The organism is Chitinophaga sp. Cy-1792, from assembly GCF_011752935.1.
Taxonomy (GTDB): domain Bacteria; phylum Bacteroidota; class Bacteroidia; order Chitinophagales; family Chitinophagaceae; genus Chitinophaga.
This window is the reverse complement of the sequence record NZ_VWWO01000001.1, coordinates 3215242-3227575: the sequence shown is the minus strand read 5'-3', so window position 1 is coordinate 3227575 and position 12334 is coordinate 3215242. Positions and strand designations below refer to the sequence as shown.

The window sequence follows — 12334 nt, the reverse complement described above, 5'->3', positions numbered from 1 at the left end:
CGATCATGAAAAAGATAACATATTTATCCGCCATAATGCTCTTTGCACTGCTCAGCTCCTGTACAAAGAACAATGATATGATTAAAGCTGAACTGGAAAAGGCACTGCCAGCCATTGAAATCACCAGCATGGGTCTGATTAAACAAACCGGCCCGTTTGCAGTGAATGATGTGATCCAGGTATCTTTCAACGGCGCACTCACCAAAGCAGATCCGGGTGTACTGGATTTCGCCTGGTACGATGTACCGACTTCCGGTAAACCGGCCATGGTAGACAGTACGCATTTTGCCAGCTGGAACGTAACAGCTTCCGCTGCTACTGCCAACAATGGTGTAGCTACTACATTCTTACCATCTACTTATCCCAATACCAATACGTTTTCAGGCAACTTAAACGTAAAACTGAGCAAACTCGCCACGGGTAAAACTTACAGCCTCTATATCTATGTTCGTAGCGCAGATAATAAAGTAGCTGTTCTGTCCCAGACGAAGTTTATCACTATGAAATAAGCTAAAGAGGGTACGCCACCTGCATGCGGCATACCCTCTTTTAAAATTTGTACATTCCTCCATAATAGTATATATCCTAACCTAAGACCTGCTAAGAAGATAAAGAGGTCATGCCAACTTACGGACAGCCGCATTCCTGTGGCTGTCCTTTTTTTATAATACGATACTATGATTTACAGTGTATCTGGTATCTTTCAGAACAGTAGAAAAGATGGTATAAATAATTCTCACCGGTAATTGTCTGTTATATATTTACCGAAGGGCGGCCGGAACCTATTACCCAGGCCTCCTTCATAACTTCTGAGTAGGTCGGGTGCGGGTAAAATGCCCTTGCCATTTCGTCTGCGGTAATTTCGAATGTTTTTCCGGCGATGGCCTGTGTGACCAGGTCTGCGGCGCGGGCGCCGATCACATGTGCGCCTAATATTTCACCATACTTTGTATCTATCAGCACTTTTGCAAAACCGTCTGTATCCATGCCGGCTCTTGCCCTCGCATTGGCAGCAAACGGGAACTTCCCTACGCGGTAAGGAATACCGTCACGTTTCAGCTCTTCCTCCGTAAGCCCTACCGATGCTACTTCCGGCCATGTATAGACAACACCGGGGATACAGTCATACTTTACCTGATGTGGGTGCCCGAACATGCTTTCCACTACGTACATGGCTTCTTCTTCCGCCTTGTGCGCAAGCATGGCGCCACCGATTACGTCGCCGATGGCATAGATACCGGGAACCGTCGTTTCCAGTGCCGCATTGGTAACAACCGTACCTCGCTGGCTCAGCTGCACACCGGTATTTTCGAGGCCGAGCCCCTGTACATAAGGCTTACGCCCTACTGCCACCAGTACATAATCCGCTTCAATTTCCTGTTCTGCATTGCTGCTGTTTCTATACCATACTTTGGCAGTGCTGCCCAGGTTGTCCGCTTTATAAACGGATTGCTGTGTCAGAATCTTTACACCTTCTTTTTCGAGAATTTTACGCAGTGAGCTGCCCAGTTCACGGTCCATGGTGGGAATGATCTGGTCGGCGTATTCGAGGATGGTAACGTTTGTGCCTATACGACTAAAAACCGATGCCATTTCAACACCTATTACGCCGCCGCCGATAATTACCAGATTTTTAGGTTGTTCCGGCAGGGAAAGTGCTTCTGTGGAAGTGATGATACGTTTTTTATCAATAGCTACACCTGGTATGGTGGCCGGTTTGGAGCCGGTAGCAATAATATACTTAGCAGCTTTTACGGTAGTGATAGCGCCGTCGTTCCCTCTTACCTGGAGCGTGCTGTTATCTGTAAAAGAGCCGGTACCCAGGAGTCGGGTGATGCTGTTTTTCTTCATCAGGTAATCGAGGCCCTGCGTATTTTTCAGCACTACTTCCGCTTTGCGTTTATTCAGCTGGGTAAAATTCAGTTGCACCGTTGTTGTTTCAATACCGTGTGCCTTGAAATTATGCAGCGCATCAAAGTAATGGTGGGTGCTGTCGAGCAGCGCTTTCGTGGGAATACAGCCCACATTGGTACAGGTACCTCCCAGTGTGGAATATTTCTCTATCAGTGCTGTTTTATAGCCTAACTGTGCCGCGCGTATTGCAGCTACATAGCCACCGGGGCCGGAGCCGATTACAGCCAGATCGTATTGTTCCATATCTTATATTTTTATCTTATTAAATTATTTACCTATAAAATATACCAATCGGTATATTAATTTATAAAAAAAATCAGATGGCTATTTCTTCCGCGATAATTTTATCTATCCTGTCTAATGCGATATGCAGGTGAGATGATTGTCCGCGTGTCTTTGACAGCAGAATACCTCCTTCTATCAAGATGATAAACAGGCTGGCATATTCTTTAGCGGAGATTTCCGGATGGAATTCCTGCTGTTTTTTGCCTGCGTCGATGATACGGGCAATTTCTTTCGCCCATACCTCAAAGGCTTTGGCCGTGCTTTCCTTAAGTACCGGGAAGGTATCATCTGCATCGATGGCGGCATTGATCAGCGGGCATCCGCCTTTCCGGTACAGCGCGAGCCAGTGGTCTCTGTAGAGATCCGTAAGGCCACAGAGCCTGTCTTTCCAGGTACGGTAGCTTTTATTGAAATACTGCATTAATAGCTGGTGCAGGAAAAAGGCGTTATGCTCAAAAACGGCCACTGCAACTTCTTCCTTATCGGCAAAGTTGCCATAGAAAGCACCTTTTGTTAGTCCGGTGGCTTCCGTAATATCGGACAGGGAAGTGCCCGCATATCCTTTTTTATTAAAGATATCCGCCGTTTGTTCTATGATATAATTTCTTGTTTTTTCTGATTTTTTCATGCAGATGCAGACCATTTACTGACCTGTAACAGCAAAGGTACAATAATTATACCGAATGGTATATTTTAATCAGCAGGATCAGGCTTGCCGGATCAGCAGCTGCGTTGCCAGCGAACGCAGCGTCTCTCTGCCGGTTTCAGGGATACTGAGTTCGTCAATACGCTGAAAGGCCATACCAGTATATCTTTCCACTTCCTGCCGCACCCAGGCACCAGCGCCACAGGCATCAAAAAGCTGGCGTACGGCTGGCACCTTTGCGGGGCCGTCTACCGCCATGGCAGCCAGCAAATCCTGCTGCTGCGCAGGACTACAGAGTTCCATCGCCTTAATCAGCAGGGCAGTATTCTTGTTTTCGATGATATCACCGCCTTGCTGCTTACCAGTGGTAGCGGGATCGCCGAAGGCATCGATATAGTCGTCCTGCAGCTGAAAGGCAATGCCCAGGTTTTTACCGAAGCCATAGAGCAGCTCCTGCTGGTAGGCAGATGCCTGCGCCGCCATCGCCCCCATGGTGATGCTGGCAGCCAGCAGCACAGCGGTTTTCATGGTAACCATGTTGAGATAATTTTCATAACTAACCTTACCAATACCGGCAGCTTCCTGGTCGAGGTCCAGCTGCTGCCCCTCACAGATTTGCCGGGCTGTTTTCAGGAACAGCGCCATAATCTGTTTACGGTTAGGCAGGGTGACACGGTTAAGCGCTTCCATAGACTTTATCAGTAGCGTATCCCCTACTACAATGGCGGTGGACTTCCCATAGCGGACATGCACCGTGTCCATGCCGCGCCGTAGCGGCGAATTATCCATGATATCGTCATGTACCAGCGAGTAGTTATGAAATAGCTCTACTGCCGTGGCAATGTGCAATGCTTCCGCTTCAGGGCCGCTGAACAATTCATTTCCCAGCAAACAAAGCATAGGACGCAGTCTTTTGCCACCATTGGCAAGGAAATACTGAATGGCACCATAAAGGTTTGCTGGCTGGTCAGGAAATGGCCATGCATGTAACCATGCATCAAACCCGGCCCTGAGCTGGTCTGTCGATTTCATGTTCGTTGATTTAGGTAGATGAGATGGCAATTTTGAGTATAGTGTGAATATTAAATACACATTACGATCATTCATTCAATATTATGGGCATCATGATAATCGTGCTGAAATAAAGTTAATGGCTAAGGCTGAAATATGATTTCAGCCTAATGTCGACAGATATCTCTCTTAAATCATTTTCTTTTCTGATATTGTGAGGCTTAATTAAATTCCCGACCTGTGAAAACATTTCTCTACTTATTGTTAGGCTGTGCCCAACTATTTTCTACAACTGTTTTTGCACAGACAGATTCCCGTGAGTTTTCTATTAAAAAGGCGGAAGCATTCCTTAATATGAGCCGGCAGCAGTTAATACCAATATTAACGCAACAGCATTATCAATTTGAAGAACAGGACGAAGGTTATGAATTTTATAAGCGGATAACACCTCTCCAAGTATTTTCTGTGGGTTTCAAAATAAATAAGGATAAAAAAATAACGGTCTTTTCCTGGGGCGAGACACCCGATGTTTTGCCCGGCATTAAGGAAGAACTTAAAAAGGCGGCGTTTAGACTGACAGATACTAAAAAGGATATTGGTAAAACCCTTTACATTTACCTCAGCAAAAACAACAACACCAGGCTGGAGATTATATCAACTCCTGCGCTTAAACCAATATCCCTGATCATGTCTGATACGCGGGAACAGATATTCCGAGCCACTGACATTACAACACATTGATTTAAAGATAATTATAAACCACCAATGTACATATCCCATCAATATACTAACTTCAGCAGGCAAAAAAAATAATTATGACCAGTGAAAAAGCCATTCTTGCCGGCGGTTGCTTCTGGGGAGTAGAAGAATTGATCAGGCAATTGCCAGGCGTTACGCATACAGTGGTAGGATATACCGGTGGCGACGTACCCAATGCGACCTACAGAAATCATGGTACACATGCCGAAGGGATCGAAATCACCTTTAACCCGGAAGTATTATCATACAGGAGCTTATTGGAATTTTTCTTCCAGATACATGACCCCACCACCCGCAACAGGCAGGGCAATGATATCGGTACCAGCTACCGCTCTGCGATCTTCTACCTGGATGAAAAGCAGCATGAGATTGCATTGAAGGTAATCGCTGACCTGGAAGCCTCCGGAAAATGGCCCGGCAAATTTGCTACGGAAGTAGTGCCCGCCGGCGATTTCTGGAACGCTGAAGAAGAACACCAGGACTATCTGCAGAAACATCCTTTCGGATATACCTGCCACTATATCAGGCCCGACTGGAAACTGTAAGGCCATGTAACTATTTTGCGGGGCATCTCTTGACACAGAGATGCCCCGTTTTCATTTTATAACCCGATAGTTATCAAGATACTCCGTATGTATTAATCTGCTACATTTGGCAGACCTATGAAACGATTACTGATATTCGCTGTACTGTTTGCCGGAATTACCGCCTGTAACCGCCGTGCTGTACTGCCCTCCCGCGATAATATTGCTGCGCAATTTATCACCATCGATACACGCAGGGATACCACGCTGCATATGAAGGATGGCCTGGAAATTATCATCCGGGCCAATGCGTTATCCGCACCCGGACATTCTGCCAGACTGGAAGTAAAGGAAGCCCTGAACATTCAAACCATGATCAGTGGCGGTCTCGTGACAAAGAGCAATGGACAGCTGCTCAGTAGCGGCGGCATGTTTAAGATAGCACCCGCCGATGATAAGAAGATAAGTTTTAATGCGCCCATCACAGTAAAAGTGCCTGCCAGCAATATTTCTCCAGGCATGCAATTGTATGATGGCGTGGAAAAAGATGGGGCCATCAACTGGGAAAACCCAAGACCACTGAATGATACGGCGGAGAAAACAAATAAGCTAGGACAGGCTATTTATGAAAACAATTGTAAATGGTGTCATGAAGGTAACCTGTATGACTCCTCTATGGATGCTCCTCCGCTATACGGCGCTATTGCTGACTGGAACTATGATACCGCAGCGATTTTTGCCTATACCAATAACAACCAGACTTACCTGGAGGAAGGCAGAATGCGCCTGGGCTGTAACTATTTCCCAAAATACCACTGGACCATAGGTTTAGGGCCCATAAGCGATGACTCGCTGAAAGCCGTATTTGCTTTTATTGAAGAAGATGGCAGAAAAAGATATGGCAGCCCGCCGGTAAAAAGCCCCTGCGACAGCTGCCGCTTTTATCAATGGCATCTGGGATCCTTAAAAGCATATAACTACGAAGGATATACAGATACCGCAGCTACTGACTTTGTAACGCGAACGGATACACGCACCGCCGACACTATTCCCGGTGACGGTAAAGTAATGGAAGCAGGCACCCAAAACGGCGAACAGGCCAAAGCATCTTATTACACCGTTAAGATCGATAACTTCGGCTGGAAAAACGTAGACGAAGAAACCAGGAGCCTCCTTACTGCCGCACCATCGAAGTTAAGCGTTACGGTTAAAGGCCCTTCCCTGCCTTCTATGCATATTTACCTCGTCATCCCGCAAGACAAAATCCTTTCTCCCGGCGGCCTCCTCGATGATGGCGTTTCCTACGGCTTCTATGGCACCGACAGCACGGTATATCTCCCACAGCGTACGTCCGCATACGTGTTTGCCATCGCAGAAGATCCTGATAAAAAGGAATTTTATTTCGGAAAAACAGCTTTTACTACCGATTTTGTAAATAATCTCACCCTACAATTACAACCTGCCCAACCGGAAGCATTTGAAAAGTTTATTCAGCAGGCAGGCGGCGATAAGGGACTAAGTGCTAAAGTAGGTACCGTGCCGGCAAAACCTGTAAATGGTACTGGCACTGCACTGATAAAATATTACGAACAGAAAGTGGCAGAACACTGTCACAACAAATAATTGGCGCATTTTATCAATTGGCCGGCACATGCCGGCCATACCTTTGTTCCATAAAACTGATAAAAAATGGAACAGGCAAATATCAACCGGGACATCGCCGCTTCTTTACTGACAGCCATGGGCAATAGAGACATTGCAGCTATCCTTTCTTTCTTTGGAGAAAATACGGACTGGTACATCCCCGGCGACGAAGCCAATGTGCCCTGGCTGGGAAAACGACAGTATAAAAGCGAAATAGCAGATTTTTACAAGCTACTCTGGGAAAATACGGTACCAATAGACGCCAGTATTGCCGGTATCTTTACCAACGGCAACCAGGTGGTGATTAGCGGGGAATTCACTACCCTTATGACTAAAAAGAAGGAAACGGTTCAGTCTATGTTCTTTATTCATATGATAATAGAAAATGGACTCATCACCAGGTACAGGCTTTTAGAAGATTCTTTTGCCGTATCCGCCGCCATGTAAAACCGGCTGTGCGGCAACGGTCGCACAGCTATCCCTTCCTCCCTCTCTTCCCGGATACAATCAAGTTCGTACTGCAAACAAACTGTGCAAATCTGCTCCCCACGGCCATCAAGACAACTTCCCCTCTCACTCATGTAAAATAAGTAACAGATTATTGGATTTTCAGTATATTAGATCAATTTTATGCACTGTTACTAACTTATTAAAATTAAAAAGGACTCACAACTGTTATCGACAGCCCGCTGTCTGCTTATCCGTGACCATAGAACAATAAATTAGCGCCCTCAGAAACCCTGAACATAATGAAACTAATCGATGTAAACCTTACTAAACTTATTACTGTAGGAATTAATAAAAATAACTCCATCGGAGAAAACGGCGCCATCAGAAACGTAAACCTGATTAGCCTGTTAACAATTATATGTACATCCATCTTCTCTGTTGCGCTCTATTTCCTGACAAAAGAACCGCTGATATATGTGCCCGTAATTTTTGAAGGGCTGCTCTTCGGTTCCCTGTTATGGTTCAATTATAAAGGCTGGTACCGCCTTACCGGGTACCTCGTTACCATCATCAACTGCTGCGCCATCACCTATTATAGCGCAGTGTTGGGCCGCATCATGGAAGTATACCTGCTCTTCATCTTCGTACTGAGTGTATCTATCATCGTACACTTCGAACGCAGACAGCAGGTAATCTGTATGATCATCGCCCTCCTGGCACTGTGTATCTGCACGGTCAACTACCATTTCCGGTTCGTACAACCCATCGTCGACAAACAAGGTACGGAAACCATCAACTGGATCGTGCTGGGACTGATCCTGTTTCTCGATTGCGCCTCCATCATCGTGACGCATTCCTATATACAGGATTTGTTCAAGTCTATACGTAAATCAAACCGCGACCTCCGCATTGCACACAACAAACTGAATAAAACCAATCAGCAGCTCGCGGAAAACCTCGAGGTAGTCAACAAACAAAGGAACGAACTGGAAATCCTCAACAAATACAAACAGGAATACCTGCAACTCAGCAACCATGAGCTGAGAGCACCACTGAATGCTATCACGCTGATCAGTCAGTTGTTATACCATTCTTCCATTACAAAAAAAGAAAGCGCACATCTTCGCTTCTATACACAGGCACTCTACCAGGCAAGCATATACGTAAAAGATCTTGTCAACCAGAATCTATCTGTTGGCGCCATCGATTATGGTATCTTAAATAATATTAAAATCAGTTCCATACACATCAGGTCATTTATAGAGAATCTTATTGAAATACACGCCTATGTGGGCATGGCAAAAAATGTAAAAATTGTGAGTCAGGTAAAAGACCTGCCGGAATGTATAGAAACAGATGAGAACATTCTCCGGCTGATCATTGCCAATCTGCTCTCCAATGCCGTGAAGTATACCGCTTCCAATAGTACGATTACCTTACATGCCAGCGGTAAAGACGGTCAGCTCACCATTGCGGTGCTCGACCAGGGCACAGGTATACCGGAAGAGCAGCTCGACCTGATTTTTGAGAAATATTTCAGTATGGCCACCAACCCTAACCAGATCATGAACTCCAGCGGTGTAGGACTTGCCTTCACCAAAAAGGCAGTGGAACTGCTGGGCGGAGAGATCCTGGTATCTAACCGGCCCGAAGGCGGCGCCGTGTTTGAGGTGGTAATGCCATTGGTTCCCGGCGATCCTGCTGCACCACAGCGGAACATGAACGATATCGCCATTCTGAAGCTGAAATTCCCGCATTTACGGGTATTGCTGGTAGAAGATAACTACCTCTCGCAGATCATGATGGAAAAAGCCATGCAGGAACTGGGCTGCCAGTTTCAGATAGCAGGCACCGTAGCTGACGGTATCGCGGCAGTGGCGAAGGAAGACTTCAACATCATACTGCTGGATGCCATCCTTCCTGATGGGGATGCTGGTACTTTTCTGTCTATCTTAAGAAAAACAATGCACAAGGAAATGCCGGTGATCGTTTGCAGCGGCAACCTGATGGACGAAACCATCCAGGGCTACCTGGAGGCCGGCGCCAACGACTTTGTCAGAAAGCCGTATCATTTCTCTGAAATTGCCGGCATGATGCTCTTGTATGGCGCCAATGGTGCCACAGAAACTACCCGGGACAGATAAGAAAAGCGGACTAAAAAGCCCCGAACATGCTTTTTAGTCCGCCGCTAAACTAAGAGTGAACAGGACGTACCCTGTAACGGATGGTATCTCTACGGCTCCATTCGATATTTCCACACATCATCTGCTGTAAGGCTTCCATATACCTGCGGAAGTTACTACGTTGCATCATGCGCGTTACCTTATCAAATTCCACCGCATCCCTGTTGTGGATCTGGATCGCATATTTTACCGCATTATCGATGGAGAGGCTGAAGTGCTTTTTCACGAGCATGACAATATTAAATTCATCATTTTCCAGCAATTCCTTCTGATAAGAGAAAATATCATTGGCCAGGCAGATAGAACGGGAACAGAAATCGCTCATCCTGTTGTACTCCTTGGAGGCATATTGCTCCGCCGTCAGCGAGTAGCCCGTCATCAGCTCCATGAGGTAAACGAACACGTTGGCACCGCCAATAGCTGGCCGGTGTTTCAGGTAATCACCGATGGAAGTTACCTGGTTGTGTACGTTTTGAATACGCCAGAAGTTGGCATCAAAAGCAATCTGCATACTCCTGATAAATCTTACTCTCCACTGCTGGTTACCATGATGGATCATCCGCTCCCAGACGTCGGCAAAGGCGATAAGGATAGGGTGATTTACCGCAATCCGGTTATGCTCCATGATCTGCATTAAACCGAATACGAATTTCTCATAGGCAGACTGTTCCTGCAAGGCCGTTTTTTCTCCTGAGTCCAGGAAGTCGTCCAGCACAAATAACAGGGAATTAAAGTCTGATGCTACCTGTAATAATTCTTCTGTAGCATTAGGGAACATGCGGGCAACCATTTTGGGGAAGTCTGAGGCCATATGCAATTCCTCCGTTTCCGGGGTAAGCAACCCATAATTGTAAAGCCAGATTTTGGTTTTTTCTCTGACACATGACAGGTTTTTGTTGTAAGCAGTGGCCGTGTTAGGGCAATAGAGGCCCTGAAATCTGTTGGACATACATTTTAATTTTTAGTGAGTAAATAGGGGATTTATTTAATATCTTGATTGGTCCGCACCCGCCCAAAGGGCAACGAACATGAGTACTCTTCTTAAATGGCCAGGGATAATCAGCAATGATTTAAATTAAATCACTATATGAATGAAATCGACGAATAAATAATCTGGTTATTGCATTTTCAACTCAGAATGACGAGTTACTGATAAAATTGGAAAATAAATTACAATCAGCGCAAAAAGAAACCGCTTTTTTATGGATATACGAAACCCGCCGGGTTTCCGGGAAACAGCAAAAAGCCAGAAAGTCCGCAAACAGTGATGTTGCGGACTTTCTGGCTTTTTTAGTCATTTTGGCCCAATCTGAAAAAAACAGGATTACGGAGCGTACCCCGTTAGTTTAACCTTTATGGCTGTTTGTATTTTCCTAAAAAAATATCTATCGCTCGTCTTTTTGCGGCGACCAGATTGTAATACTCCAGCTGACTCATCGAGTCGGCAAACGCAGCTACTTCCCTCATCTCCTTGTTTACCCAATACCGGTCTTTGGATTCGTCCTCACGCGAGAAATCATTATAAAACTGGTACTTCCTGTAATGCTCCCAGTTAAACCTTTGCTTTTCACCGGCAGGCTTCAGCTGATATATTACACCAGGTTTACGGCCATAGGGAAACCAGATATCCAGGGAAGCTGTTTTGTCAACAATAGCCACAATCTTTCCCCGCATAGTATCGGTACCCGCTACACGAAACAGCGTATCAAAGCCAGCGAAAAAACTTGTTTTATCCGGAATTAAAAACTCATAAAAAGCAGTATCCTTCACAAAATAAATGTGGCCCCGACCATTTGTATATAATTTATCCGGCACTACAGGACGTATGATTCCCGGAGTAAAGGTATAATGTATTCGCTGTGCCTTACAGGAAAACAGGAAAATCAGCAGGATCAGAAGACTTGCTTTATAAAATGCCATAGCCAGAATATATTAGGTTTAGTATAGAAGATCTTAATATAATCAAAATCATTATAACAATAATCTCTCCCGATATACAAACCTATTCTGCCTGCAACCCTTATCTGCACTACACTTCCGCAAAATTATCTTGTATATGTTTCTCAACAGACATTAAATTCAGGTTATAGAGAAATTAAATCTTTCTCATCTGAAATTAGAATGCTTTAATGCTGATCTTCGGGCTGAAGATTGATGCTACTTTTAGGCGTACAAGTTGAACTATGAATATCTTACTAATTGAAGACGAACCTAAAGTAGCAGCATTTATCAAAAAAGGACTGGAAAATTTTCAGCATACTGTTACTGTAGCCTACGACGGACAAGACGGCTATCATGCCGCCATGCAACAGGATTTCAGCGTTGTTATACTGGACAGGTTACTCCCCACCCTGTCGGGCCTGGATGTATGCCGCCGTATCAAGCATATGAAAAAGGGATTGCCCATACTCATGCTCACCGCACTGGGCACCGTGCAGGACATCGTTCAGGGCTTCGAAAACGGCGCCGACGACTACCTCACCAAACCTTTTCACTTCGATGAGCTGATGGCCAGGATTCAGGCCCTGCACCGCCGCGGCATGACCCTAAACCCAGGCGCTGTCTACCAGGTAGCTGATCTCGTCATGGATTGCTATAACCATATCGTGAAACGCGGGGAAAAAGAGATAGCACTTACCGTGAAAGAGTATTCCCTACTGGAAGTTTTTATGACCAATAAAAACAGGGTACTCACGAGGACCTATCTGGCAGAAACCGTATGGGGCATTAATTTCAGCAGGGGCACCAACCTGATCGACGTGTATGTCAATTACCTGCGATCCAAGGTAGATAAGGGCTTCGACACACCACTCATACAAACGGTAGTAGGTGTTGGTTACGTCATGCGGGATAAATAACACACATTAGAATTTCCTAATTACATTCTAACTGTAAGCATCCACGCATTTAATACTGCT

Annotated in this window: 12 protein-coding genes; 7 read left to right on the top strand and 5 right to left on the bottom strand. The window is 45.4% G+C overall.

From position 1 onward, the window contains the following. Nucleotides 1-5: 5 nt before the first annotated feature. Nucleotides 6-509 carry a hypothetical protein gene (locus F3J22_RS13160; RefSeq protein WP_167017838.1) on the top strand — a complete coding sequence of 168 codons (504 nt, stop codon included), beginning with the start codon at nucleotides 6-8 and terminating at the stop codon, nucleotides 507-509. Between the two features lie 244 nt (nucleotides 510-753). On the opposite strand, the gene lpdA is transcribed toward F3J22_RS13160, so the two are convergent. The 3 genes from lpdA to F3J22_RS13145 all read right to left on the bottom strand — a co-directional run bounded on the left by lpdA (nucleotide 754) and on the right by F3J22_RS13145 (nucleotide 3877). Next, a complete protein-coding gene (gene lpdA / locus F3J22_RS13155) occupies nucleotides 754-2157 on the bottom strand; it encodes a dihydrolipoyl dehydrogenase (RefSeq protein WP_167017836.1) in 1404 nt (467 codons plus the stop codon). A gap of 73 nt (nucleotides 2158-2230) precedes the next feature. After that, nucleotides 2231-2827: a TetR/AcrR family transcriptional regulator gene (locus F3J22_RS13150; RefSeq protein WP_167017834.1), complete on the bottom strand. Its 597-nt coding sequence runs from the start codon at nucleotides 2825-2827 to the stop codon at nucleotides 2231-2233. 78 nt (nucleotides 2828-2905) lie between these two features. Next, the gene (locus tag F3J22_RS13145; RefSeq protein WP_167017832.1) at nucleotides 2906-3877 is read right to left on the bottom strand and encodes a polyprenyl synthetase family protein; all 972 of its coding nucleotides are present in this window, start codon (nucleotides 3875-3877) and stop codon (nucleotides 2906-2908) included. 219 nt (nucleotides 3878-4096) lie between these two features. Here F3J22_RS13145 and F3J22_RS13140 point away from each other — a divergent pair, with 219 nt between their 5' ends. The 5 genes from F3J22_RS13140 (at nucleotide 4097) to F3J22_RS13120 (ending at nucleotide 9377) form a co-directional block, all read left to right on the top strand. Continuing rightward, nucleotides 4097-4597 (top strand): hypothetical protein, encoded by a 501-nt coding sequence (locus tag F3J22_RS13140; protein ID WP_167017830.1) that lies wholly within the window; start codon nucleotides 4097-4099, stop codon nucleotides 4595-4597. Nucleotides 4598-4671: 74 nt separating this feature from the next. After that, a complete protein-coding gene (msrA, locus tag F3J22_RS13135) occupies nucleotides 4672-5160 on the top strand; it encodes a peptide-methionine (S)-S-oxide reductase MsrA (RefSeq protein WP_167017829.1) in 489 nt (162 codons plus the stop codon). Nucleotides 5161-5277: 117 nt separating this feature from the next. Next, entirely contained in the window at nucleotides 5278-6762 is a 1485-nt protein-coding gene (locus F3J22_RS13130) for a cytochrome c (protein ID WP_167017827.1), read from the top strand. A 66-nt stretch (nucleotides 6763-6828) separates the two neighbouring features. Continuing rightward, complete coding sequence (locus tag F3J22_RS13125) at nucleotides 6829-7230, top strand: nuclear transport factor 2 family protein (protein ID WP_167017825.1); 402 nt, start codon at nucleotides 6829-6831, stop codon at nucleotides 7228-7230. A gap of 302 nt (nucleotides 7231-7532) precedes the next feature. Further along, nucleotides 7533-9377: an ATP-binding protein gene (locus F3J22_RS13120; protein ID WP_167017823.1), complete on the top strand. Its 1845-nt coding sequence runs from the start codon at nucleotides 7533-7535 to the stop codon at nucleotides 9375-9377. Between the two features lie 49 nt (nucleotides 9378-9426). Here the strand turns inward: F3J22_RS13120 and F3J22_RS13115 are convergent, their stop codons facing one another. Beyond that, nucleotides 9427-10365, bottom strand: a complete 939-nt coding sequence (locus F3J22_RS13115) for a hypothetical protein (RefSeq protein ID WP_167017821.1) — start codon at nucleotides 10363-10365, stop codon at nucleotides 9427-9429. Nucleotides 10366-10769: 404 nt separating this feature from the next. After that, nucleotides 10770-11336 carry a hypothetical protein gene (locus tag F3J22_RS13110; protein ID WP_167017819.1) on the bottom strand — a complete coding sequence of 189 codons (567 nt, stop codon included), beginning with the start codon at nucleotides 11334-11336 and terminating at the stop codon, nucleotides 10770-10772. 263 nt (nucleotides 11337-11599) lie between these two features. On the opposite strand from F3J22_RS13110, the gene F3J22_RS13105 reads away from it, so the two are divergent. After that, nucleotides 11600-12274, top strand: a complete 675-nt coding sequence (locus F3J22_RS13105) for a response regulator transcription factor (RefSeq protein ID WP_167017817.1) — start codon at nucleotides 11600-11602, stop codon at nucleotides 12272-12274. Nucleotides 12275-12334 lie beyond the last annotated feature (60 nt).

What these genes read in the sequence shown, in the direction of transcription:
- F3J22_RS13160 (WP_167017838.1), top strand. Translation starts at nt 6, where the DNA reads ATGAAAAAGATAACATATTTATCCGCCATAATGCTCTTTGCACTGCTC.
- lpdA (WP_167017836.1), bottom strand. Translation starts at nt 2,157, where the DNA reads ATGGAACAATACGATCTGGCTGTAATCGGCTCCGGCCCCGGTGGCTAT.
- F3J22_RS13150 (WP_167017834.1), bottom strand. Translation starts at nt 2,827, where the DNA reads ATGAAAAAATCAGAAAAAACAAGAAATTATATCATAGAACAAACGGCG.
- F3J22_RS13145 (WP_167017832.1), bottom strand. Translation starts at nt 3,877, where the DNA reads ATGAAATCGACAGACCAGCTCAGGGCCGGGTTTGATGCATGGTTACAT.
- msrA (WP_167017829.1), top strand. Translation starts at nt 4,672, where the DNA reads ATGACCAGTGAAAAAGCCATTCTTGCCGGCGGTTGCTTCTGGGGAGTA.
- F3J22_RS13130 (WP_167017827.1), top strand. Translation starts at nt 5,278, where the DNA reads ATGAAACGATTACTGATATTCGCTGTACTGTTTGCCGGAATTACCGCC.
- F3J22_RS13125 (WP_167017825.1), top strand. Translation starts at nt 6,829, where the DNA reads ATGGAACAGGCAAATATCAACCGGGACATCGCCGCTTCTTTACTGACA.
- F3J22_RS13120 (WP_167017823.1), top strand. Translation starts at nt 7,533, where the DNA reads ATGAAACTAATCGATGTAAACCTTACTAAACTTATTACTGTAGGAATT.
- F3J22_RS13115 (WP_167017821.1), bottom strand. Translation starts at nt 10,365, where the DNA reads ATGTCCAACAGATTTCAGGGCCTCTATTGCCCTAACACGGCCACTGCT.
- F3J22_RS13110 (WP_167017819.1), bottom strand. Translation starts at nt 11,336, where the DNA reads ATGGCATTTTATAAAGCAAGTCTTCTGATCCTGCTGATTTTCCTGTTT.
- F3J22_RS13105 (WP_167017817.1), top strand. Translation starts at nt 11,600, where the DNA reads ATGAATATCTTACTAATTGAAGACGAACCTAAAGTAGCAGCATTTATC.